Source organism: Saccharibacillus endophyticus (genome assembly GCF_013185185.1).
Taxonomy (GTDB): domain Bacteria; phylum Bacillota; class Bacilli; order Paenibacillales; family Paenibacillaceae; genus Saccharibacillus; species Saccharibacillus endophyticus.
Genome location: NZ_JAAZWE010000002.1, coordinates 809697 through 834540 on the forward strand (window position 1 = coordinate 809697; position 24844 = coordinate 834540).

The 24844-nt window shown below is 54.9% G+C and carries 16 protein-coding genes; 4 read left to right on the forward strand and 12 right to left on the reverse strand.

Features of this window, described 5'->3' with window-relative positions; genetic code table 11:
- Window positions 1-89 precede the first annotated feature (89 nt).
- The 8 genes from HRQ63_RS09525 to HRQ63_RS09560 all read right to left on the reverse strand — a co-directional run bounded on the left by HRQ63_RS09525 (window position 90) and on the right by HRQ63_RS09560 (window position 14942).
- On the reverse strand, window positions 90-869 hold the full coding sequence (locus HRQ63_RS09525; protein WP_172242396.1) for an ABC transporter permease: 780 nt from the start codon (window positions 867-869) through the stop codon (window positions 90-92).
- On the reverse strand, window positions 862-1818 hold the full coding sequence (locus tag HRQ63_RS09530; protein ID WP_172242399.1) for an ABC transporter ATP-binding protein: 957 nt from the start codon (window positions 1816-1818) through the stop codon (window positions 862-864). The genes HRQ63_RS09525 and HRQ63_RS09530 overlap by 8 nt, the downstream gene beginning before the upstream one ends.
- Window positions 1819-1982: 164 nt before the next feature.
- The gene (gene gltB / locus HRQ63_RS09535; RefSeq protein ID WP_172242402.1) at window positions 1983-6575 is read right to left on the reverse strand and encodes a glutamate synthase large subunit; all 4593 of its coding nucleotides are present in this window, start codon (window positions 6573-6575) and stop codon (window positions 1983-1985) included.
- Window positions 6576-7838: 1263 nt separating this feature from the next.
- Entirely contained in the window at window positions 7839-10286 is a 2448-nt protein-coding gene (locus tag HRQ63_RS09540) for a YhgE/Pip domain-containing protein (protein WP_172242405.1), read from the reverse strand.
- A gap of 136 nt (window positions 10287-10422) precedes the next feature.
- Window positions 10423-11004 (reverse strand): TetR/AcrR family transcriptional regulator, encoded by a 582-nt coding sequence (locus tag HRQ63_RS09545; protein WP_172242408.1) that lies wholly within the window; start codon window positions 11002-11004, stop codon window positions 10423-10425.
- A 219-nt stretch (window positions 11005-11223) separates the two neighbouring features.
- Window positions 11224-11907 carry a metal-dependent hydrolase gene (locus tag HRQ63_RS09550; RefSeq protein ID WP_037283629.1) on the reverse strand — a complete coding sequence of 228 codons (684 nt, stop codon included), beginning with the start codon at window positions 11905-11907 and terminating at the stop codon, window positions 11224-11226.
- A 165-nt stretch (window positions 11908-12072) separates the two neighbouring features.
- Window positions 12073-13074 carry a cell wall hydrolase gene (locus HRQ63_RS09555; RefSeq protein WP_229714120.1) on the reverse strand — a complete coding sequence of 334 codons (1002 nt, stop codon included), beginning with the start codon at window positions 13072-13074 and terminating at the stop codon, window positions 12073-12075.
- Between the two features lie 257 nt (window positions 13075-13331).
- Complete coding sequence (locus tag HRQ63_RS09560; RefSeq protein WP_172242411.1) at window positions 13332-14942, reverse strand: copper amine oxidase N-terminal domain-containing protein; 1611 nt, start codon at window positions 14940-14942, stop codon at window positions 13332-13334.
- A gap of 192 nt (window positions 14943-15134) precedes the next feature.
- Between HRQ63_RS09560 and HRQ63_RS09565 the strand changes: the two genes are divergently transcribed.
- Together HRQ63_RS09565 and HRQ63_RS09570 are read left to right on the forward strand one after the other, a co-directional pair.
- Complete coding sequence (locus HRQ63_RS09565; protein WP_172242414.1) at window positions 15135-15713, forward strand: RNA polymerase sigma factor; 579 nt, start codon at window positions 15135-15137, stop codon at window positions 15711-15713.
- Complete coding sequence (locus HRQ63_RS09570) at window positions 15710-16738, forward strand: anti-sigma factor (protein WP_172242417.1); 1029 nt, start codon at window positions 15710-15712, stop codon at window positions 16736-16738. Before HRQ63_RS09565 ends, HRQ63_RS09570 begins: the two co-directional genes overlap by 4 nt.
- A 243-nt stretch (window positions 16739-16981) precedes the next feature.
- Here HRQ63_RS09570 and thpR read toward each other — a convergent pair whose 3' ends face one another.
- Both thpR and HRQ63_RS09580 read right to left on the reverse strand, forming a co-directional pair.
- Window positions 16982-17611, reverse strand: coding sequence for an RNA 2',3'-cyclic phosphodiesterase (gene thpR, locus HRQ63_RS09575; protein ID WP_172242420.1), 630 nt, complete (start codon window positions 17609-17611; stop codon window positions 16982-16984).
- 2 nt (window positions 17612-17613) lie between these two features.
- On the reverse strand, window positions 17614-18480 hold the full coding sequence (locus HRQ63_RS09580; RefSeq protein WP_172242423.1) for a YihY/virulence factor BrkB family protein: 867 nt from the start codon (window positions 18478-18480) through the stop codon (window positions 17614-17616).
- A gap of 214 nt (window positions 18481-18694) precedes the next feature.
- On the opposite strand from HRQ63_RS09580, the gene HRQ63_RS09585 reads away from it, so the two are divergent.
- Window positions 18695-19645, forward strand: coding sequence for a D-2-hydroxyacid dehydrogenase (locus HRQ63_RS09585; RefSeq protein WP_172242426.1), 951 nt, complete (start codon window positions 18695-18697; stop codon window positions 19643-19645).
- 103 nt (window positions 19646-19748) lie between these two features.
- On the opposite strand, the gene HRQ63_RS09590 is transcribed toward HRQ63_RS09585, so the two are convergent.
- The gene (locus tag HRQ63_RS09590; protein ID WP_172242429.1) at window positions 19749-20687 is read right to left on the reverse strand and encodes a DMT family transporter; all 939 of its coding nucleotides are present in this window, start codon (window positions 20685-20687) and stop codon (window positions 19749-19751) included.
- 169 nt (window positions 20688-20856) lie between these two features.
- Between HRQ63_RS09590 and HRQ63_RS09595 the strand changes: the two genes are divergently transcribed.
- Window positions 20857-22422 (forward strand): aminotransferase-like domain-containing protein, encoded by a 1566-nt coding sequence (locus tag HRQ63_RS09595; RefSeq protein ID WP_172242432.1) that lies wholly within the window; start codon window positions 20857-20859, stop codon window positions 22420-22422.
- 298 nt (window positions 22423-22720) lie between these two features.
- Here the strand turns inward: HRQ63_RS09595 and HRQ63_RS09600 are convergent, their stop codons facing one another.
- A complete protein-coding gene (locus tag HRQ63_RS09600) occupies window positions 22721-24550 on the reverse strand; it encodes an ABC transporter ATP-binding protein (RefSeq protein WP_172242435.1) in 1830 nt (609 codons plus the stop codon).
- Window positions 24551-24844 lie beyond the last annotated feature (294 nt).

The window sequence follows — 24844 nt, forward strand, 5'->3', positions numbered from 1 at the left end:
TTCCTGTCCGGTCGACTCATGACGTTCAAGCCGGCCGGTTTGTTGATCTCCTCATTATAGCGCAAATGACGGATGCCCAACACTCCCCTTTATGCAACGTCCCTTTTCCGGAATACCCAAAAAGTCAGCGCAAGGAACACTATATAATAGACAGCCAAGACGGCGATCGAAAACCCGAGCGTCGTAACGCCATAATTCCCCGTGTCCGATGCCAGATACTGACCGAGATTCAAGTTGGCGAAGATCAAATAACGACCGATCTCGTATTGGGACGGATTCGCCAGCAGCGTGACCAAAGAGCCCATGAAGATCAATACGATCGTCAGCGCTACGGAGAGCGAATTGCTGCGGAACAGCGATGCGAACATAAAGGCCATCGTCACGTACATCAATGTATCGACCAGACGGTATAACAACGCCCACCAGAAATAATCGGCCAGACTTCCCGCCAATTCTCCCAAAATATCGCTAGGACCCGAAGACGTATCGAATAACAGCGCGGACATCCCCAGACTGACCAACATAAGCAGGGCGTACACGGTCAAAACGAACAACAATATCGATACGTACTTGGAGAGCAAGATCTTGATCCGGCTCCACGGGCGAATCAACAGCAGCTTGATCGTCCCGCGGGAAAACTCGCCGGCTACCGAATCCGCCGCGACGGCGATCGAAAATACCGTCGGCAGGAACCAGAATTGCAGCATCGTGTTCATGGAGCTCCATACGCCGATTCCGTCGCTGATAAAGTGGAACAATACAGGCATCAGAATCGCGGCCAGCAGCAGAATGCCCAGCATGATCCACGTACGCGTCCGGGCATGGATTTTAATATTTTCATTATGCACCAATCGGAAAAAGTTAGACAATCTGCCCGCCTCCCGTCATCTCCAGGAATTGATCTTCCAACGAACGCTTCTGCGGACGAATGCCGTATACCGCGATGCCTGCTTGCACCAGACGCGCATTGATTTCGGCAATCCCTTCGCGATTCGTTCGCACGACCAATCGACCCTCGCGAATTTCGCCTCCCTCAAGCAAGGCGATCGCTTCCTCTATTTGCTCTACATCGAAAATCGTTTCAAGCAGGGTCTCGGCATCTGATTCTGCGTTCAACTGCCGAACGTCGATCAGCTTGCCCGCCTGGATGATCGCGACCGAATCGCACATCAGTTCCATTTCGCTGAGCAGGTGACTGGACACGAAGACCGTTGTCCCTTCGCGGCGCGTCAGCTCACGCAGATAGTCTCGCAATTCGCGAATGCCCTGCGGATCGAGACCATTGGTCGGTTCGTCGAGAATCAGCAGCTTGGGCCGATGCAGGATCGCTTGCGCGACGCCCAATCGTTGGCGCATACCCAGCGAATAGGTGGACACTTTGTCATGAATCCTCTGCTGCAAGCCCATGAACCGAACAACCTCGTCGATCCGCTCTTTGGATACGTCGGATCTCATTCGGGCATACTGCCGCAAATTCGCATAGCCGCTGAGATAACTGTACATTTCGGGATTTTCGACGATGGCTCCGACCTGCGTGATCGCCTGCTCGAAATTTCTCGCAATGCTGTGTCCGCCAACGGCGATATCGCCCGCGGTGAGCTTCATCAAGCCGGTCATCATGCGGATCGTCGTCGTTTTGCCCGATCCGTTCGGTCCGAGGAATCCGAATACTTGTCCCGGCGGAACGTCGAGCGTCAGCCCTTCGATGATCGTTTTGCGCCCGATTTTTTTGACGACGTTCGTGAAGCGGACGACGGGTTCTCCGGTTGTAGCGCCGTTGTCGTTGGCGTGAGCAATTTTATCGCTGATGGGTTCCATATGCATGCCTCCTTTTGATAATCCTTGAAAAACCCCTACGTTAACAATGTAACATAGCTTGGCGCCCCGTCTATTTATTTTCATCAAAAAAGCCTACCCGCTTCTCTGAGAGAAACGGGTAGGCTTGCAGCTGTCAAATCATTGCTTGAAAAGTAAACCGGTAATTAACCGCCTGTACGAGCCAGCTCGCGCATATTGGCTTCGAATGCCGCAAGCAGCGCGGCTTCGCCGGTCAGACCTGTCGATTCCGCTTTCTCGATCTGCTCCAGCATGCGCTTGTAGTCTTTCGGAATAACGCGGACGAAACGTGCCGACGTCTGTTCCCAACCGTCGAGAATCAGCTTCGCTACGCCGCTATCGGTCAGCTCGGCGTGACGTTCGATCATGCCGCGGACTTCTTCTTTTTCCGCCGCGTCTTCGATCGTCTCAAGCAGCACCATCTCCAGGTTGCAGCGGTCCACGAAGTCGCCTGATCCGTCATAGACGTAAGCGACGCCGCCGGACATCCCTGCCGCGAAGTTGCGTCCCGTTGTGCCGAGTACGACAACGCGTCCGCCGGTCATATACTCGCAACCGTGATCGCCCGTGCCTTCGACGACAACCTTGGCACCCGAGTTGCGAACGGCAAACCGTTCGCCGGCGATCCCGCTGATATAGGCTTCGCCGCCCGTTGCGCCGTAGAGAGCCGTGTTGCCGATGATGATGTTTTCTTCGGACTTGAACGTCGATTTCGGATCGGGCTTCACAATAATTTTGCCGCCGGAAAGACCTTTGCCCACATAGTCGTTGGAATCGCCGGACACTTGAAGCGTAATGCCTTTCGGCACGAATGCCCCGAAGCTTTGACCCGCCGAACCGGTAAATCTCAGCGTGATCGTATCGTCCGGAAGTCCGTCCGCTCCGTATTTGCGAGTGACTTCGCTGCCCAGAATCGTACCCGCCGCGCGGTCTACGTTCGTGATCTTGAAGTTCGCTTCAACCTTCTCTCCGTTCTCCAATGCAGGAGCGGCGGCAGTCAGCAGTTCGCGCATATCGAGCGTGTGCTCCAGACCGTGATTTTGCGTCTGCGTGCGGAACGGCGAGCTGCCTTCCGGAAGCTGCGGGATATGCAGCAGCGGAGTCAGATCCAGGCCTTTCTTTTTCCAATGGTGCGAAGCGTCTACGGCATCCAGGCAATCCGTGCGCCCGACCATCTCTTGAATGGTACGGAAGCCGAGGGTTGCCATCAGTTCGCGCAGATCTTCGGCCACGAATTTCATGAAGTTCACGACATGCTCCGGATCGCCCATGAAGTTCTTGCGCAGTTCCGGGTTCTGCGTCGCAACGCCGACCGGACATGTATCCAACTGGCAGACGCGCATCATGATACAGCCGACCGCTACCAGAGGCGCTGTCGAGAAGCCGTATTCTTCCGCTCCGAGCAGTGCGGCTACCGCCAGATCGCGTCCGGACAGCATTTTGCCGTCCGTTTCCAATACGACGCGGTCGCGCAGATTGTTCAGGATCAGCGTCTGGTGCGTTTCGGCAAGCCCCAGCTCCCACGGCATGCCCGCGTGACGGATCGAACCTTGCGGCGATGCCCCGGTGCCGCCGTCGTAACCGCTGACGAGAATGATATCGGCGCGGCCTTTGGCAACGCCTGCCGCGATCGTGCCGACGCCTACTTCGGATACCAGTTTCACGTTGATGTCCGCGCGCGGATTGGCGTTTTTCAAGTCATAGATCAGCTCGGCCAAGTCTTCGATCGAGTAGATATCATGGTGCGGCGGCGGCGAGATCAGACCTACGCCCGGCGTGGAACCGCGGACTTCGGCTACCCAAGGATACACTTTGCGGCCCGGCAGCTGTCCGCCTTCGCCCGGTTTCGCGCCCTGCGCCATCTTGATTTGAATTTCGTCGGCATTGACCAGATAGTTCGAGGTCACGCCGAAGCGTCCCGAAGCCACCTGCTTGATCGCGCTGCGGCGGGAATCGCCGTTTTCGTCCGTCACGAAGCGCGCCGGATCTTCGCCGCCTTCGCCCGTGTTGCTTTTGCCGCCGATGCGGTTCATGCCGATCGCCAAGGCTTCATGCGCTTCCTTGCTGATCGAACCGAACGACATGGCGCCGGTTTTGAAGCGTTTCATGATCGACTCGATCGGTTCGACTTCTTCAAGCGGGACCGGTTCGCCGACAGGCTTGAGGTTCAGCAAAGCACGCAGGGTGAGATGCTTTTTCGACTCGCCTTCGACCAATCTCGCATACTTCTTGTACGTTTCGTAATCGCCCGTGCGGACGGCGTGCTGGAGCAGGTGAATCGTTTGCGGGTTGAACAAATGCTCCTCGCCGTCGCTGCGCCATTGGTAATCGCCGCCGGAATCCAGCACTTTGTCGATGCCGTCTTTGTCGGAGAACGCGCGGTTATGCTGAAGCAGCGTATCGAACGCCACTTCTTCCAGGCCGATGCCGCCGATGCGGGTCGGAGTCCAAGTGAAGTAACGGTCCACGAAGTCGGATTTGAGACCTACGGCTTCGAAGATCTGTGCGCCGCGGTAAGACTGGATCGTCGAAATGCCCATTTTGGACAAGATTTTCACGACGCCCTTGGTCATGCCTTTAATGAAGTTTTTGACGGCTTTCTCGTGCGAGATTCCTCTCAGCATGCCTTGCGAGATCATGTCGTTCAGCGTCTCGAACGCCAGGTACGGGTTCACGGCGCTGATGCCGTAGCCGAGCAGGAGCGCGAAATGATGCACGTCGCGCGGTTCGCCCGATTCGAGCAGCATGGTCACTTTAGTGCGCGTGCCTTGACGGATCAAATGGTGATGCAGCGTCGCGACGGCCAGCAGTGCCGGAATCGCCGCGTTTTCGCGATCCACGCCTTTGTCGGACAAGATCAGGATGTTATGCCCTTTATCGATAACGCGGTCGGCTGCTTTACACATCTCGTCCAGCGCGTCGCGCAGACCTTCCGCGCCGCGGGCGGCTTCGAAGAAGATCGGGATCGTCATCGCGCGGAAGCCCGGACGGTGACGGTGCACATGGCGGATTTTCGCGAAGTCTTCATTAGAGAGGACCGGCGTATCGAGCGAGATCATGCGACAGCTTTCCGGTTCCGCGAGCAGCAGGTTGCGCTCCGCGCCGATTGCGGTCGAAGCCGAGGTTACGATTTCTTCGCGGATCGCGTCGATCGGCGGGTTCGTGACCTGGGCAAACATTTGCTTGAAGTAGTTGTACAGGCGCTGCGGCTTGTCCGACAGCACCGCGATCGGCGCGTCGTAGCCCATCGAGCCCGTCGCTTCGATGCCTGTGGAGGCAATCGGTTCGAGCGTCTTGCGCAGTTCCTCGAAGGTGTAGCCGAACGACAGCTGCAGCTGCGTCACGTTCTCATGCTTCGGAGCCGGTGCCTCCTGCGCGTCAGGCAGTTCGTCGAGATTGATCATATGCTCGTTCAGCCATTCGCGGTACGGCTGCTCGGACGAAATCTGCTCCTTCACCTCTTCGTCGGACACGATGCGGCCCTGCTTGGTGTCGATCAGCAGCATGCGGCCCGGACGCAGGCGGTCTTTGTACAGAATGTCTTCAGGCGCGACATCCAGTACGCCGGCTTCGGAAGACAGAATGATCCGGTCGTCTTTGGTTACATAGTAGCGTGCCGGGCGAAGTCCGTTGCGGTCGAGAATCGCGCCGATTTGCACGCCGTCCGTAAACGCCATCGCGGCTGGTCCGTCCCAAGGCTCCATCAGACAGCTGTGGTATTCGTAAAAGGCTTTTTTCGTATCGTCCATCGTCTCGTGCTTGCTCCACGGTTCCGGCACCATCATCATGGCGACGTGCGGCAGCGAGCGTCCGCTCAAGTACAGGAATTCGAACGTGTTGTCGAACATCGCGGTATCGGAGCCGTCGGGGTTGATGACCGGTTTTACTTTGTCCAGATCGGGACCGAATACTTCGCTCTCGAACAGCGCTTGGCGCGCGTGCATCCAATTGACGTTGCCGCGCATCGTGTTGATCTCGCCGTTATGGATCATGAAGCGGTAAGGGTGGGCGCGATCCCAGCTCGGGAATGTGTTCGTGCTGAAACGGGAGTGGATCAGCGCGATTGCCGAAGCCAACTTTTCGTCCGCCAGATCCGGGTAGAACAATCCCACCTGCGCGGTTGTCAGCATGCCTTTGTAGACAATCTTGCGGCTCGACAAGCTCGGAATGTAGAACGACTCGGCGCCTTCGCTTTCCGCATAGCGGATCGACATCTCGGCCAGACGGCGAATGACGTACAATTTCCGTTCAAAAGCCAAATCGTCCGTCCCGTTCACTTCGCCGCGTCCGATGAATACTTGGCGAACGCAAGGTTTAGCCGCTTTTGCGGAGAAGCCCAGCGTGCTGTCGTCCGTCGGTACGGTGCGGAATCCGAGCAATTTCTGTCCTTCCGCCTGAATAATCTCGCCCAGCAGATACTCGTGACGGGCACGGATCTTGTCGTCCACGGACAGGAACAACATGCCGACCCCGTAATCGCCTTCCGCCGGAAGCTCGAAGCCCAGATCTTGGGACGCGAAAAAGTCGTGCGGAATTTGCAGCATGATGCCCGCTCCGTCGCCGGAGTTCGGCTCCGCGCCCTGACCGCCGCGGTGTTCCATGTTCTCCAGCATCGTCAACGCGTCGCGAACGATATTGTGGGCAGGCGTTCCTTTGATATTGGCAATAAAGCCCATGCCGCAGGCGTCTTTTTCAAACTGCGGATCGTATAGACCCTGTTTCGGAGGCAATCCAGTCATTTCATCAAACAACCTTTCTATAATGAAATTCATTCATCCCGACAAAGAGATCAGGCGCTCGCACGCAGCGCGCTGCTGAAAAGCCATAGATATAAGAGAACAGACTCCTTTTCGCACCCGACGGAGGCTCCGCAGGGGACAAAAAGCAGTCTTCCACATCCTGCAAAAAAAGCAGGTTCGCAGTTGGATTTTTAGTTCCCCCATTGTAACATTCGGCTTACAAGACGTGCAATTCAAATCTTTTATACGCCTGATCAAACTTACTGGTACGGAGAAGCATTAGTGCAGTGATGCGTTAAGCGGGACGATAACCTGCCGAAAGGATTACAGAGAAATACAGGTATGATTTTGAGTCATTATACGACAAAAAAAAGGCTTTGCCTACGCTTCTGGCGATTAGTCCAAGCAATGATGCAAAATGTGCAAAAGGATGAGAAAAGGGAAGGCGCCTTGTTGTCGGCGCGGCAGGGCGGAAACCGGGGGAAGCACGGGCGGGCCTGCGGGGGAGGACGGTTCCGGTCGCGTGTTGCCTTCAGGAAGCCGGGCTTGTATTTGGATGGAAGCTTCCCGAAGGCAAAGGCGATCGCTGGCGCTCCTACACCGCTCTCTCCCTCCGGACCTGTGGCTTCCGGGGTTTCGGCCGGCTGCGCGGCGAAACGAGGCTCCTTCTTTTTGGGGGAGGAAGGGACGAAGATCAAAGGAACGAAGACTGAAGAACGAAAGGCAAAAGTTTGGAAAGCAAAGTTCAACAGCTGGGCTGGGCTGGGCTGGGCTGGGCTGGGCTGGGCTGGGCTGGGCTAAAGGATTGTATGTCTTTTAAAAGCCCAAATCAACCCCTGCTGCGATTTTGACGGATCGCATGTCCCTTACATGTTCATTTTGCCGCTTTTCATGCCAAAAACAGAGCCTTTTCCATTCTAAGCGTCATCTGTTTCCGTTAGATTTTTCAGAAGCCCAAAAAAGGCCGCTAAGGGTTGTCTCGTTCCGTTAGAGATTGACTCAAGATATTACGGCGACTCCGATTCAACAGAAGCAGAGCCAATTACCGAGTTTGGACTAACTTGTACTAAAAAACCGACCCTTTTGCAAAGGGTCGGCGATGGGTTCGAACACTGATTATGTTTAAAATCAAGGATGCTTTTAACGCGAAGATGAGGATGTCCGTCCATCGTACACGTTTTAACAAAATCGCCTATCTACCATTATATAGAGCGTATCGAATAGAGCGATATTTCCGTTATGCTTGCTCGCTTTCCTAAACGCTTAAGCGTGTGCTTGTACCGGAGCCGCTTTTACGCTCGTCTCCGGGCTGCGAACATCGCGGTTGCGCAGGAAGTAAATCAGCGTCAAGATCATGCAGACGACGCCGATCGCGGCCATCAGAAGGGTCTGACTCCATACATGTTCGGTCAAGCCGGTGGAAATCGCGGCTTTATAACCGATTACGGTATGGGTCATCGGCATCCAAGGGTTGAAGGCTTTCATCCAATCCGGGATCAGCTCAAGCGGGAACGTGCCTGCGCTGGTAGTGAGTTGGAAGATCAGCAGCAGAAGCATCATGAACCGCCCCGGATTATCCAACCAAGTGACGAACGCCTGAATCATCATGGTGAACGAGAAGCTGGTTACCCATGTGAACAGACAGAACAACGCGACGCTTTGAACTTCGAGTTTCAATACGAACAAGGTCACGACGATCGCCAGCGCCGATTGCAGCAAACTCATCCCGAAGAACGACAGGAAACGGCTGACGAATCGGTTCCATCCTGTCGTCTCCGCGACGGAAGAGCCTCGAAGCGGAACAACCAACGTCGAGATCAAAGCCCCCACGAACAGGCCTAACGACAAGAAGTACGGCGCGAATCCGGTCCCGTAGTTCGGTACATCGTGATAGACGGTTTCGTTCAATTCCACCGGAGCGGCATACATTTGCGCGTTGGCATCGGCTTTGTTGACCTCAGCAGTCTCGACGGCCGCGTCGCCCAGCTTGGTTTGCAGTTCACCGGAACCGTCAGCAAGCTTGGTTGCACCCTTTTGCAGCTTGCCCGCACCGTCTTCAAGCTTGCCTGCTCCGTCTTGCAACTTCGTCGCTCCGGAAGCCAATGCATCCGTGCCGGCACCAAGCTGCGCAGCACCGGAGGCTAATTCTCCTGCTCCGCTGCCAAGCTTGCCTGCTCCTGCGCTCAGCTGCTCCGCACCGGACGCCAATTTGCCTGCTCCGGCTTTGGCTTGACCCAGCCCGGCATACAGTTGTTCGCTACCCGCAGCGAGTTTGCCTGCTCCTGCGCTTAATGTCTGTCCGCCGGTCGCCGCTTCATTCAGCTTAACGCCGAACTGCTTCAGACCTTCGCCAAGCTTTTGCTGCCCGGCAACCAGCCCGGCCGCACCGCTTTGAAGCTGCGCGCCTCCGGCGGCAAGCTGTTCGGCTCCGCTCAGCATTTGCTGCTGCGCACCATCAAGCCGCTCGGCTCCTGCGCTTAATTCGGCTTGGCCCGCACTCAATTCGCTGCTGCCCGCAGCCACGGTCTTCGCCGCAGCCAGCAACTTCTGCGCATCCGGGCTTTGTGCCAATTGCGGCGATGCTTGAAGCAGCTGCTCCAGCCCGTCGGCCACTCCTTGCGCTCCTGCATTCAATTGCGCGCTCGCTGCGCCGGAAGCGACAAGGCCCTCTTTCAACTGCGTACTGCCAGCGGCACTTTGCTTCAACGCATCCCGAAGGCTGCCTACGCCTTCGGTCGCTTGACCGATTCCGGCTTGAAGCTGCGTCGCTCCCTGCATCAGCTGCGTCGAACCGGTCTCGATCGCACCGTGCGCATCCGACAACTTGCCCAGACCGTCTGCCAACCGGCCGGCCCCTGTTTGCAGAGAGCCGGTTCCCGCCGTCAATTGGGCTGCACCCTTTTCAAGTTCGGCTTGCCCGTTTTGCAGAGTTACGGCCCCCGCAGCAAGCTTGTCCAGGTTTTCTTGAATCGTTACGGTCCCGTTCTGAAGCTTGAGGGTTCCTTCTTCCAAACGGCCTGCGCCGTCTTTCAATTGAACCGCCCCGTCGCCCGCTTGCGCCAGGCCGTCCTTCAATTGCGCAGCACCGTCTTTGAGTGCGCCGGCTCCATCGCCAAGTTCTCCGGCTCCGTCCTTCAGCTTGCCGGCGCCTTCACCCGCATCGCCGAATCCTTCGGAGATCGTATCCAACTTGACGAACAGCTTCTCGGTGTATGTCTTCGTGACTTTTTCCGATACTTTTGTTTTGATTTCCTTCATCGCCGTCTCGCCGATTTGACCTGCGAGGAAATTATAGCCTTTATTCGGCGAAAATTCGATCTGAGCGGTCTGCGGTTGTTCATCGAGTACAGTCGTCGCTTTTTGCGAGAAGTCCTCAGGGATCGTGATTCGCATGTAATACGTCTCGTCTTCCATGCCTTGGGCAGCCATATCCGCATCAACGAACTGCCAATCGAATGATCCGTCCTTCTTTAGCTCATCGACCAGATCCTGCCCCGCTTGCAAGGTCGTCCCGTCATATTGCGCACCTTGATCCAGATTGACTACGGCAACCGGGATTTCGTCCATTTTGCCGTAAGGGTCCCAAAAAGCTTTGAGGAACAATCCGCTGTACAGCACCGGAATAAACAACACGACAATAATCGGAATCAGGATCTTCGGATTTTTCAAGTGCGTCTTCAAATCGTTGAAAAATACGGCTAAAGATTTCACTTCGTTTCTCTCCTCGGTTTCAAACTTTTCTATTTTCTTTTCAACAGAACCGAATGACCATATTAATCATTTGGTCAATTGAGAACAAAAAAACGGCCCGCCTCTGCAGCAGGCCCGTCGTTCCCGAAATTAAACCTCAGGGTGCGGCGGTAAATCCTTGCGTCAAAAAAGTAAACATATGACGCTTCAGCTCTTCCTTCGACATCGGCGGGTGATGCATCTCCCATTCGCCGGTTAACGCAACGAACAGCTTCAGCATGCCAAAAGCGATCACCTCGGCATTGCCTTCGCGGATCGAACCTTTTTCCATCGATTCGCGGATCACGCGTTCGAGGAATTCCAGAACGACGCTCTCCACCTTGAACAGCGCGGCCTTCGCCTGCGGCGTTCCGATATCCCGCAGTTCCTGCGACAGCTTCAAGAACAGCTCATGCTCCTCGCGGAATTCCAGAATCGCATCCAACGCTTGATAAACATTTTCGAAAAAAGGTCGTTCGGCGTGGATCTCGGCTTCGGCCCGACGGCGCAGCTCGCGAATCGCACCCAGCAAAATTTCGTCGAACAGCTCTTCTTTGTTTTCGAAAAAGGTATAGATGGTCCCTTTGCCCACATTGGCGATCTTCGCAACCTGGTCCATCGTGGTCGCTTTGTATCCGAATAGCGAGAACGACTGGGCAGCCGCATGCAGTACCTGCTCGCGGCGGTCGACGACAGCCATATTCCCCCTCCTCTTTCTTTTAATTATATGACTAAAAAAATAAAATGGTCATTCGGTCAATCTCAATTTATCATAGCCTTTTCCGAATGGCAAGCTATTTCTCTTATTCGATTCTTTATGATTTGAAAAAAGCCCTTTCCGTCTTGACGGAAAGGACCTGTCAGAAGAATGCTGCCTCAAGCTTCTTAATTTCGAAACTCCAATGATGGCAACCTTCCGTTATACGTCGACGCTTTCACGATTTTTAAGAGGAACGCCTTCAATGCCGTCTTCCTTCAAGCCTGCGCAGAAAGCCTCGACATCCTGTTCGATCGCCGGGAACGTATTGTAGTGCAACGGAAGAACCTTCGGCGCTCCGATCCACTTGGCTGCAATGCGAGCATCTTCAGGACCCATCGTAAAGAAATCCCCGATCGGAAGTGCCGCAATATCGATGTCGTTCAATTCGCCGATGATCTTCATATCGCCGAACAACGCGGTATCGCCTGCATGGTACAGCGTTTTGCCGCCCAGCGTCAGCAGAATTCCTGCCGGTTCGCCGCCATAAATGACACGGTCGCCCACGGTCAGCGAAGAGCTATGGAAAGCCAGCGTATACTTGACTTTAAAACCATCGAATTGATGCGAACCGCCGATGTTCATCCCGACTGCTTTTACGCCTTGTTCCAGACAATAATTGGCCAGTTCAACCGGGGCAACAATCGGGCAATCGTTAGCTTTGGCAATGCCGATCGAATCGCCGAAATGATCGCCGTGCGCATGGGTCAACAATACGGCATCCACTTTGATATCGGCAGGCTTGACTCCCGAATTCGGGTTGCCGGTCAGGAACGGATCGATGATGACGGATTTACCCCCGCCCTCCACCAATAATGCAGAGTGCCCGAGAAACGTAATTTTCATAAACGACATGCTCCTTTCGCGTTCGAATGGACGTGCTTGAATAACGTGCGGCCACGTGTTCAAGAAACGGTTTTGCGTATACGACTTTCGCTTTATTATAACGCGTAAAGATATGTATACCAAATTCGCAATCGATTCGCTTAAAGACTTGCCTTTATCCATGAGTTATTTGAAAAAGGTGTGATGCCCGATCTTCTTGACCGGTGTGCGCGTGTTGGGAATCGTCATATCTGTAGCCAACGAAATGGACACGAAATAATACGTGTCGTCCGGAACTTCCTTGCGGCCGTTCAAAGCTTCGGCAACAGCCTTAACGGAATCCTCGGATGGCGCGACACGATCAAAACGTCCGTTTTGGACAGGCGAAAACTGATATCTCTGGTAGATCACTTTTCTTACGGTATCGGGAAAATTGGCAGACCGAAGACGGTTCAGGACAACGTTGGCGACAGCCACTTTGCCTGCGTACGGTTCGCCTTCCGCTTCTGCCATGACGATTCGTTCAAGCAAAAGCAGGTCTTCATTAGACAGATCATAGGTCCAGGTTGCCTGGGAAGCCTGATCTTGACTGAGCAGAGCAGTCCTAGTGAAAAACAGTTGGGTTGGGGGAGTAAGAGATTTTGCCGATTCTTTGGCTGCAGCGGTTTGGGCCTTTGCCGCGCTTTCTTTTTTCGAATCGACTTGTGCCGCGGATGCGGACTTCTGAGCGGAAACCGGCGTGGACGTAGCCTTTTCCTGTGTGCTCTTTTTTTGATTAGAGACGTTCGAAGTAGTCTCTTTTTGAGTAGTTTTCGAAGCGGCGGTCGTCGGGTTTTCGGACTTTTGTTTAGAAACGGACTTTTGTTCGGAAGCCGTTTTTTGTCCCGAAACAGACTTTTCTTGGGCAGCGGACTTATGATCGCTTTGCTGCTTGTTCGCCGAAGAGCCCACCTTCTGCCCTTCATGTTGCGTCCAAGCGGCGGTCCTTGCCTTAAATTCCGGATGCAACGCGTTTTCGATCACCACGTCAGTCAGTTCGCAGGCCCCCATGCCCGCGCTTGTTACTTCCGCAGCTTCCGCATACGACGGGCGTACCCCATTCACTGCCCATACGGTCCCTGCACAAACGAATATTAAGATCACGCCTACCAATAGCACGACCCAACGATTATTTTTAAGTTGTTCCATAATGTCCTCCTTGCCTCCTTGCTCTCGGCATACTCCCTTCCTATGTAACCGTTCGAATCGCATTTGAATCCGAATTTTGCCGAAAGTACGTTCGTGTTTTTTGGTGTTTTTACGGTTAGAAAGGGAAAATCAAAAAAACGCACAAAGACTATTATAGCCCAGTTGTGCGTTTTTTTCATCTTTTTTTCATTTCTCAATGTTTTCCAGTACCTTCAAAGTAGCGTGCAGAGCCGCTTTTTCCGCTTTGAAAAAATTTTTTATGGAGTTTTTGTAAGCGTAATCTCACCACTTGAAGCACTCCATCCGACCGTCCATCCAAGGGCTTGCGTTACAGCTCGAACAGGGATTTGCGTTCGTCCATTTTCGGCAATCGCAACCGCGCCCAAACTTTGTTTAGCTCCATTTACCCAAAAAGCATCTTGACCGATTTGGAACGTTACGGCAGCTCCGCCTTGCTTAAGCTGCACAGTCTTGGAAGATTTTGTGTATTTCACTTCAGCGCCTACGCTCTCTGCCAAATAACGCAGCGGAATATAGGTCGTATTGTTGCGAATAAGAGGGGATACATCCATCGTCATCGCCATGCCGTCTACGGTTACTGTGCGGCTGCCGACTTTAAGCTTGATCACTTGCGGAGTCATGTCCGGCATAGTCGGCGTTCCCGGATCGGTCGTCGTCGGAGGCGTCGTCGTTGCGGGTTCGAACTTGGCCGGGAACTGCTTGACGATCGCTTCGCCGAGCGCGCCCGAGAACATGAACATATGATGGTAAGCTTCGCGCGCGGTCGGATATACATTGGCGTAATTGCCTGCCGCATAGCCGTCGAAAGCGCTGATCAATTGGTCGATATGTTCGCGCAAACCGGCTTCGAGCGTGGCCTGCGGCAGATTCGGATTGGCCCCGGCGAAGAAGGTTGCTTGCTTGACGATATAATCGGCGAGATTGGTTTTGGCAAGCTGTTGATTGGCTGTGTTTTTGGCTCCCGTCGCGGTTACGTAATCGACAAGGAATCCGATATGCGAAGCCCAGATCGGCTTGAACGCCGCACCGGCTTCATTCCCGTATACGGAAGAAACTGCCGCTGTCAGTTCATCCGTATTTTTCGAAAGAAGAGCCGCTGCATTTTGGAAATCCGGCGCGCCGTCAATTCCTTTTTGCATCGTCCATACGGCCAAAATGGCGTGTTCGCCAAGAATTTGATCCAATCCGGAGCGAAGATTCGAAGACGGACTGGTCAAATTCCCGGGGAATTGGGCCGGAAATTGTTTGACGATGGCTCCGGCGATCGCATCGCCTGTCATGTACATATGTTTATAGGCCATGTCTGCTTGCGAATAGGCTTGCGTATAATTTTTGGCTACGTAACTATCAAAGGCGGAGAGCAAATGATCGATATGCATTTTTAAACCTGCCTCAATAGTAGCTTGATTCAAGTTCGGGTTAGCGTCGGCAAAAAACTTCGCTTGCTGCACGCGGTAGGCATCCAGATTGTCCAGAGCTTTTTGCTTGCCTGCCGCATCCCCCGATTTGACTGCCGTAACATAGTCGACGAAGAATCCGATATGCGAAGCCCAGATCGGTTTAAAAGCGGCTCCGGCCTCCGCGCCGTATACGGAAGCGATCGCGGCGGTCAAATCGTCCGTGTTCGCACCGAGCGCGGCAGCGGACTGAGCAAAATCGCCTTTTCCGTCATAACCTTTCTGCATCGCGATAACGGCGAGCAGTGCATGTTCGCCGAGAACGCTTCCTAATGCGCTGCGCAAATCTTCCGCTTTCCCCTGCGTGGTCGGTGCAGCGGATGCAAGCGTCGGAACAAGCAGCAGGATCACCAACAAAACCGAAATCGACTTCGCCAATCTTTTTCCCATTCTCTGACAACTCCTTTTTATGGACTAGGCAGCCTGTACGGTAAGCTTACCATTTCCTATTATAACCATTTATATCCTTTTAAGCCATTAAAAGTTTAGGAGTCGGAAATTTTATTTGAAAATAGAGTCATCCATAGTAAAAGATTTTGCGAACGTTATAATAGAAGGGAGAATACTGAGAGGAGCTCCTGGATGAACGAACAAGCGGAAGACCTCCAACTGATCCAGCGAATCGCGGATCGGGACGCGGGGGCGCTCGAACACTTATACGACACCTACGAACGACCTGTTTATGCATTTGCCTATCGGTTGTTGAACGACTCGATGGCGGCAGAGGAAGCGGTACAAGAGCTATTCATGCGCATCTGGAACAATGCAGGACGTTACGACTCCTCACATGGCAAGCTGTCGACCTGGATGTTCGCGCTCACGCGCAACATTTCAATCGATATGCTTAGACGGCGCAGCGCAAGAGCAGCAGCCATTCCGGTCGAGGACGAACATTTGAATGCCGTACTCGACGAAACATCGGACACCGAGCTGACTGTAGAGCGAACGCTGGAAGGCGAACGCGTCTTGGCCGCGCTGCAAGAACTTGGCGACGAACAACAACAGGTCATCGACCTGATTTACTACAAGGGATTGACGCAGCAGGAAGTATCCGATCGCTGCGCAATCCCGCTCGGAACGGTCAAGAGCCGGGTCAGACTGGCCTTGAAACAGTTGCATAAGCGACTGGCGGGAATGGAAAGGGGGGAATCGCAAGCATGAGCGAACGCAAAGAATCAATGATGGAACTCGCCGAAGCCTATGTGCTTGGCGAACTGGACGCAACGGAACAGGCAGAATATGAAGCTTTTTTACATGACGATGCCCAAGAAAAACAACGCGTAACCGAATTGCGGGACACGACCGGCATGTTGGCGCTCGCCGTAAGACCAGCGGCTCCCCCAACAGGAATGAAAGGGCGGATTTTGGCGAATGTGCTGGGCAGCTCAGGCGCGGTTGATACGCAACAAGGACATGAGCCGGAAGCTTTGCTCGAGCAAGCAAAACAGACGATTGAAGCTGAAGCCATCCGACGGGACGCCGAAGAACGCAGCAATATCATTCAAGCAACCGATGCCGTACAAGGATCTGCCGGAGCAAAAACAAGTCAGGGAGCCAATGTCGTCAGCTTGCCTGATCGTGCTCGAGATCAGACGACCGCTAGCGACTCGAAGAAAAAACTTCCTTCCGAGGCACGGACGGATAGCGAGCCGCGAAATCTACAAGCAAGGATCAGCCGCAGCCTATGGGCCGGTGCGGCTGCCCTTATGGCCGCAGCAGCCGTTATTTTAGCCATCTATTCCGGGCAGCTTCGCAGCGAGATGAACGAGATGCGCTCTAACCTGACAGCGATGGAGCAACGCGCATCGGATATGGAGCAGCAGTTGGCGGCCGCGAACGAGCCTGCCGTGGGTGCTCAAGTAGATCGTACGGTCGCGCTCGTCGGAAGCGAAGACGATCCGAACGCCTCCGGGATGGCCGCAATGGTCCAAGACGAAACCGGTACCCGTCTGGTGGTTCAAGCCAGCGATTTGCCTGCATTAAGCGGCAATGAAGCTTATCAAGTCTGGCTGATCAAAGACGGACAGCCGATCAATGCAGGCACTTTCCTGTCAGGCGACGGAAAAGGAGCCTTGACGTACACGATGGAGCCGGGCGATTACGACATGGTCGCGATTACGCTGGAACCGGATGCGGAAGGCGACCAACCTCGCGGACGAATGGTTTTGACCGGAGCTTTGACTTAAGTTTCCTTCCATCCAGATAGATGTCGAAACAAAAGAACCCCTGAGGTTTCCGCGATTCTCCGCGGAAACCTCAGGGGTTCTTTGCATGCTTATGTCGTGTTCCGTATTCCTCATACTGCCGAAGGCGTACAATCTGCCTGGAGCGATGCTTTTCCGACATTGCAAAAAGCCGGCTATCGTCTGAATGGCAAACCGGCTATTGAACGCTATTCGGGATTGTTGCTGCAACAAGGGCTATGCGAATTATGCATGCCGATCCTCCGACCCTAACGGAAACTCCGCAATACGTTCGTACATCGGACGCTGATGCATATGCGTCCGGTACAGCACCGCCCGGTCCACCGTCCCGACGGACAAGGCCGGAGCCGTCGCGAGCTTCGACGGCTCAAAAGCTTTCTCGCCTGCCGCGTATTTGCGGGCCAGCGTCAAATGCGCATGGAAGCTTCGCTTCTCCCGCGCAAAACCCAACGGCGCAAGCGCCGCTTCCGTCGCCTCGGCCAAGCGACTCAACCCTTCCGAGCCTTCATTCGGCTCGGCGAACAACACGCGCGGCGCTTCGGCCAAGCCGAAAGTTCCCGCGCCCGCCACTCCCAGCGCGAACGGCGTCTCGCGCGCAAAAGCTTCCCTCAGCGCGGCCTCGATCGCCGCAATCTTCCCCTGTTCCACATCGCCGAGGAACTTCAGCGTAAAATGAGTATCCCGCCGATCCGTCCAGCGGCGAAATGCATCCGCGCCGAAAGCAAGCTCTGCCCATGACGCCAAAATATCCGCGATTTCTGCGCCGACCGGCACCGCGACAAAAATTCGCGGCCGGTCTTTTCCGATCGAAAGTTCGTTTTCGCGGCCCTGAACGTTCTCCCCCTGTTCGTTCATGCTTATCCGCTCCTTTTCGTCGCGTGCCGCACCGGTACGCGCTCGCTTTTGCCCGCTTTCAGCGTAGCATTGACCTCTCCGCCGACCATTATGATGATGGAGCTGAGGTACAACCAGGTCAGCAGAATGATGATCCCCCCGAGACTGCCGTACGTTTTCGTGAAATTGCCGAAGTTGTTGACGTAAAACGAAAACGCCAGCGAAGTAACGATCCAACCCAACGTCGCGAATACCGCGCCGGGAATCGCTTCGCGCAGTTTGATCTGCCGGTTCGGCGCGATCCAGTACAGCGCCGTGAATACCGCGATCAATACCACGAGCGGGATGCAGTACTGAAGCAGTCCCCAGACGCGTTCGAAACCCGGCGGGTCGTTCAGCAGCTGATTCAACTGTCCGCCGATCCATCGTCCGAATACGAGCAGCAGGACGCTGACGAGCAGCACGACGCCCAGCACGAGCGTCGACAGCAGCGATACGAGACGGATCTGCCAGAACTTCCGGCTCTCTTCGACGTCGTAGGCTTTATTCAATCCTTTGATGACGGCGTTGATGCCTCTGGAAGCCGTCCACAGCGTCGCGATCATGCCGATCGACAGCAGCGCGCCGCTGCCTTGGGTCACTTCGCTCAAAATCCCTTCCACCGTATCCATGGCCGCTCCCGGAACCATCTCTCGCGCCAATCGCATCATTTCCTCGATCGACAGATCGACATAGCCGACCAGCGTCACGATGAAAATCAGAAACGGGAAAAAAGACAAAAGCAAATAATAAGCAAGCTGGGCACCGATCCCGCTCACCTCGTCGTCGCGAATGCGCACGAACAGCCGGTAACCGAAATCGAAAGCGTACATGGCGTATTTTCCGATCATAAATCGCTCCTTATAAGCGCTTTTCACGCGTTATTGGGCCGGATTCGCAGCGAAACCCGTTCCGCTTCGGGCAGTTATCGCTTCCTTGCCTACTCGTAGTATACCCGTTTTCACCTCCCTTCTCGCGTCAACGCGGCGGCAGGAAGATTTATGAAGCAAACTTTGCTAAGATAAACAGGTAGATTTTTTCGAAGCCGAAGGAGGAATACCCGAAATGCCGACGATTTTGACATTGTATGAATTTTCCGATGAACACGCGAAGCAGATCCGGGACATTGCGCCGGACTACGAGCTGAAGACCGTTCCGATCAAGGAGGTTACTCCCGAACAAATCCGCGAGGCGGATATTTTGGTCGGCTGGAACCGTAAAATGGAGCAAGCGGCTGTCGAGAGCGACACGCTCAAGTGGGTACAGTCCTGGTCCGCGGGCGTCGATTATTTCCCGATGGATCGTTTTGCCGAGAAAAACGTGCTGCTCACCAACTCCGGCGGCGTGCATGCGATTCCGATCTCCGAGCATATCTTCGCGGTCCTGCTCTCCATGACCCGCAGCGTTCACCTCAACATCCGCAGCCAAGTCCGCGGTAAATGGGATAAAAACGGCACATACGGCGAAGCTGCCGGACGCACGATGGTCATTGTCGGCACGGGCCATATCGGACGCGCCACCGCCAAGCTTGCCAAAGCGTTCGGCATGAACACGATCGGCGTTCGCCATTCCGGCCGCCCCGAAGAGTATATCGACGAGATGTACCGAACGCACGGAATCGAGGAAGCCTTCGGTAAGGGTGACGTGATCGTGAACATTTTGCCGCTCACCGACGATACCCGCCACTTTTTCGACAAAGACAGCTTCGGTTACATGAAAAAAGGAGCGTTGTTCATCAACGTCGGCCGCGGGCCGAGCGTCGATACGGATGCGCTCGTGGCGGCACTGGATTCAGGTACACTGTCCGGCGCCGCGCTCGACGTGTTCGAGCAGGAGCCGCTGCCGGAAGACCATCCGCTGTGGAAACGCGAAGACGTCATCATTACGCCTCATGTCGCGGGAAACACGGACCACTACGATGTCCGCGCCACGGAGATTTTTATCGACAATTTGAAAGCCTTCGTAAATGGGGAAACGCTGCCGTGCAACCTGGTGGATTACTCGCGCAAGTACTGATACCGATCGACGGCAACCTATTATTTTAGAAGGAAAAAGCACGGACATCCGCATGCAAGCGTCGGATGCCGTGCTTTTTGCATCAAATAAGAATCTTCCCTGTCTACGCCGAGTCTCGGGATTCGCTGCGTATCGCCGTTGAAGCTTTGCGCGCACGCAGCAGCGAACGGATCGATTCCGCGTTCGTCAGCAGCACCCCGACCAAGACGACCGCCGAACCTAACGCCGCATTCCAGTGCAGCGGTTCGCCGTACAGGCGGGCGCCAAGCGCGAGCGCGATAAACGGAGAAACGTAAAGCCATGTCGTCGGAAACACAGGATGCGTGCGGGACACCAACCAATAGAACAGCGTATGCCCAGCCATCGAGCCGATCAAGGTCAGATAGAGCAAGGAGATCATCGCCTGCGAGAAGTTGCTGATACCGGCGGCTCCTCCTTCGGTCAACGCCGACAACAACAGCAGCATCCAGCCCCCGTGCATCATCTGCGCCGCATTAAGCGAGATCGGCGAAGCATCAGGCAGCTTTTTGCTGGCGTATTTGGCTAATAAGGCTCCGCCGGCATAACCGATCTCTCCCGCAACTACGACAAGGCCTGCGATCAGCCACATTTGCCCGTGCACCCCTTCCGCCCCCGGAAGCAGCAGCAACGCGACGCCGGCCGTACCGACCAGCGTTCCCGTCAGCGCAAGCCGAGGAATGCGAATCCGCGACACGCCCGCTTGCAGCAGCAGGATAAAAGCCGGGCCTGTCGCCGACAGAACAGAAGCCAGTCCCGACGAGATATACTGTTCGGCCCAATATAACGCTGCAAACGTACAGAAAGTAAGTCCGAAACCGGTGAAAAGCGTCTCCTTGCGCAGCAATAATGAGAAACTGATCTTGCGCCGAGCCGACATCCCCAACATCACCAGCAAGCCTGCCGCGAAAAATCGAAGTCCTGCGCCCAAAAACGGCGGCAAACCGGCTTCGACGCCAAACTTGATCGCCAAAAAAGTCGTCCCGAAAATGAGGCACATCGCGACATAGCCGAGAATAATCATCTGTTCTTCCTCCTTCGTTTGCCTTATTGTAAAGGGGAGTCCTTAGAACAGATGGACGAACGCAGAACAGATCAAATTCGCAGCGTCGCAAAATCGGCTATGATGAGTATACTTTTTAAAAGGAAACCCAACTTCGATCCGGCAAATCCGGAAGCAGGGAGCAACGCACATGGAACATAACTCTTCCGTTCATTCAAATAAACGAGATCGCACGGCGGGCAGCACTTCCGTCCGGGCGAATTCAAGATCGGGACGTTCTGCGGAAGTTCCCGACGGTTTTCTTCTCCCCCTTGCCAATTCGTCCGAACTTGCGGTCGAGCTGCGTATTCGCATTGCGCGCGGCGACTGGATCGAAGGCGAAAAGCTGCCTTCCGTTCGCCGCATGTCGGAAGAAACGGGGCTGCACCGCCTGACCGTGTATAAAGCGTATAATCGTCTCAAGGACGAAGGATTGATCGAATCCCGAGAAAAGTCGGGGTATTATCTGACCGTGCCCCGTCGCCCTGCGGAAACCGGGTTCGGCAGCGTGCAGCGGTTTCGATCGCCCGAGCAGTCAGAGAACGAATCGCCCGGCGCGGAAGCTCCGCAGCCTGCGCTGCTCGGCGAGCTGCACAGCGTAGAATGCCGTTATCAGTTCTCGCAGGCGTTGATCGATCCGCTGCTGCTGCCCAACTCTTATCTGTCCGAGGAAGCCAAGCATGTATTCGATCTATATCCGCGCGTGCTCGGGACGTATGCGCCTTTGCAGGGCGACGAAGAGCTGCTGAACGTGCTGCGCCGCTATATGTCGGAGACCTGCGGCTTCGTGCCGGAAGGCCAGGAACTGCTCGTTACGAGCGGCGGGCAGGAAGCCATTCATTTGACCTGCGAAGCGCTCGTTCGTCCCGGCGACGCCGTGCTGATCGAGCAGCCGAGCTACAGCGTCGCCATCGAGATGTTCAAGCATCGCAATGCGCGCCTTGTTCCGGTCGATATTCATCCGGACGGCTACAGGATGGACGAGATCGAAGCGCTGATGCGCCGCCATCGTCCGGTCTTGTTCTATCTGAATCCGACGTTCCATAATCCGACCGGATGGTGCGTGCCCGCCGAGCAGCGCAAGCGCCTTGCCGATCTGGCCGAAACGTACAACTGCATTTTGGTGGAGGATGATGCTTTCCGCGACGTGTATTTCGATACCCCGCCGCCTCCTCCCGTATATAGTTACGATACGGCGGGCAATACGATTTATATCCGCAGCTTCAGCAAATATGTGTTTCCGGGTCTGCGCATCGGGTGTCTCGCCGCGCGTGCCGATCTGATGCGCCGTCTGTTGACGGCAAAAGCACGCAGCACGGGCGGAACGCCGCTGCTCAATCAGAAGGTGTTCGCGCATCAATTCCAGTCGGAGCGTTCGCGCCGCCATCTGCATAAATTGCGCACGGCGTTGCAGCTGCGTAAGGAAGCGATGGAAAAAGCTTTGGAAGGCTCGGGCTGGACCTGGCATTCGCCGCAGGGCGGGTTGAATTTATGGATTAAGCTCCCGGAAGGAATCAGTCCGCAGCGATTGCTCGCCGACGCGCTGGGAAGCGGATCGGGCGAGGACACGATATCGTTCGTGCCGGGATCGTTTTTCGATCCGGAAAGCCGGCCCGACCCGCATATTCGGCTGAGCTTCTCGATGTTGAACGAGCGGCGGATCTCGGAAGGTGTTGCGCTACTGCGAGCGCATGCGGAAAAGCAGGGTTTTCGTTGAGGGAAGCTTGGGAGGCTGCGGGAGAAATTCGTTTCGGTCGCGTGTTGAACTTGGGAAGCTGAATTATTTTTATAAGGAAGCTTCCCAAGTTCAAAGGCGAACGCTAACGCTCCTTCACTGAATTTCTCCCTCCGCCTCTCGCTTCGTCTACAACTAAAATCCTGCTTCGGTTTGCTCGTATATGTTTGGGATATAAAAAAGAAAGCGTCCGGGCCTAAGGCCGGACGCTTTTGCGTTTTGTTGCACTGCTCGCATCGCATCGCATCGCATCGCATCGCATTCACAATTATGCTTGCTCTCAAGAAACGGGGACAGTGTCTAGATGTTCGGCTTGGGTTTCTCGAAGTTGGGCTTGGTAGAGGTCGAAGTAACGGCCTCGGAGGGTCATGAGTTCGGCGTGGGTTCCGGTCTCGGCGGCGCGGCCTTTTTCCATGACGATGATACGGTCTGCGCCCTGGATGGTGGAGAGGCGGTGGGCGATGACGAAGGTAGTGCGGCCTTTTTTCAACTGTTCGAGTGCTTGTTGGACTTTGCGTTCCGATTCGTTGTCGAGGGCGGAGGTCGCTTCATCCAGTAGAAGAACCGGCGCGTTTCGAAGCAGGGCACGGGCGATGGCGATTCGTTGGCGTTGGCCGCCGGAGAGGCGGGCGCCGCGTTCGCCGATCTTGGTATCGAACCCTTCCGGGAATTCGAGGATAAAGTCGTGGGCTTCGGCCATTTTTGCTGCCCGTTCGATCTCCTGCCCGCTGGCTTCCGGCTTTCCGTCGGCGATATTTTCGCGGATCGTGCCGGAGAACAGATGCGCCTCTTGCGGCACCCAGGCGAAGTGGCTGCGTTGTTGTCCGAGATCCATTTGCCGGGCATCTTCGCCGTTCAGCAGCATGCGTCCTGACTGGGGTGGATACATGCCGAGCAGAAGCTTGAAAAGCGTGGTTTTGCCGCCGCCGCTTTCACCGACCAGCGCGACGGTCTCGCCTGCTTTTGCCGTAAGAGTGACATCCTTCAATCCTTTGCCTTCATGAGTTTGCTCGTTCTCCGTTTCATTCCCGCCTTCTGTATCGTAGGAGAAACTTAAGTTTTCCAAACGAAGCTCCTGCAGGGACTCGACTGCAGCGTTGTCTTCTAGCAGTTCTTCGGTTTCTGCCGGAGCGTCGGTGACTTTAAAGATTCGGTCGGCTGCGCCCAAGCCCTGCTGCATGCCCGCCCACATGCTCGGCAGCACGGTAAAAGGCATCACCAAGTAGTTCATGAGCTGAATAAACGCCAGCATCGAACCTACCGTAATGTTGCCGATATGAACCAGATAAGCGCCAGCCACGATTGCGCCGACGAACATCAGGTTGCCCGCAAAAGCACTCGCCGATGCGCTGCCTCCTTGAATTCGTGCGCTTTTCATTTCCCATCCGAAAATTTCACGGCTGCGTTGGAGAAAAGCAGTAAATGTGCGGCGTTCCATGCCGTATGCTTTGACGACGGACGGAGCGCCGAAAACATCCTGCAAATACACGGTCGCTTCTCCGATCGCTTCCTGTTGACCCGCTGCGCTGCGGCGTATCGCTTTGCCTGTAAGGCCGCCGATCAGGATCATGACGGGTCCCATCGCGAAGCAAAGCAGGGCCATCGGCCAGCTGATCGTCAACAGATAGATGAATGCGCCGAGCGCAAGCAAAGGATTGCTGATCAAGCCGAAAAGAGTCGTGCCCATCGCCTCGCCGACCGCCTGATTGTCGCTGGTCATCCGTGATAAAAATTCACCCGAGTGATGCTTGTCCGTACACTTGGCCGGAAGACGAAGGATATGATTCAGCGTATCTTCCCGAAGGTCTTTTCGAATAGAGGCCGAAGCTTTGGTCCGCAGCACCTGATCCGCATAATGCACGATCACTTCGCCGACCAAGATTCCGCCGCCGATCATGAGCAGCGTCGGCCAGGATTGTTCGGAACCGTAGACGGCCGCATTCGTGACCAGTGCCAAAAACCAGGCAATGCTTAAGCTCAGGCCTATTTTGACCAGCGTAATGATACCAAGTCCTGCGTAGAGAGTTTTGTAATGACGTATGTATGCCGCTAACCGCTTGAATGTTCCCTTCGACGCACCGTCGACCGCTCTGTCAGTCCCTTTTTTCATCGTAATCTCCTCCGCTCTCCTGTTTTGTTGCTGCTATATCCAGTATAAGGAAAGAAGAAGGATGAGGAATTGGACGCCGGACCTGATTTGTTCTCCGTCCGCGGACCGAGTCGGCTGGCGACCGAAGACGGAGCAGCGGTTTCAATCATCTTGGCGCAGGCGCAGCCCGTGTAAAAAGCCCTGGGTGCCAAAGTCCGAACAAGCAAGAAAAAGCGCACGAAAAAAGCGGAAAACAAAAAAGCTCGCTTTGTTTTCCGCTTATCGATTTTAAAAGATTGCGTATTTGCGTCTGAT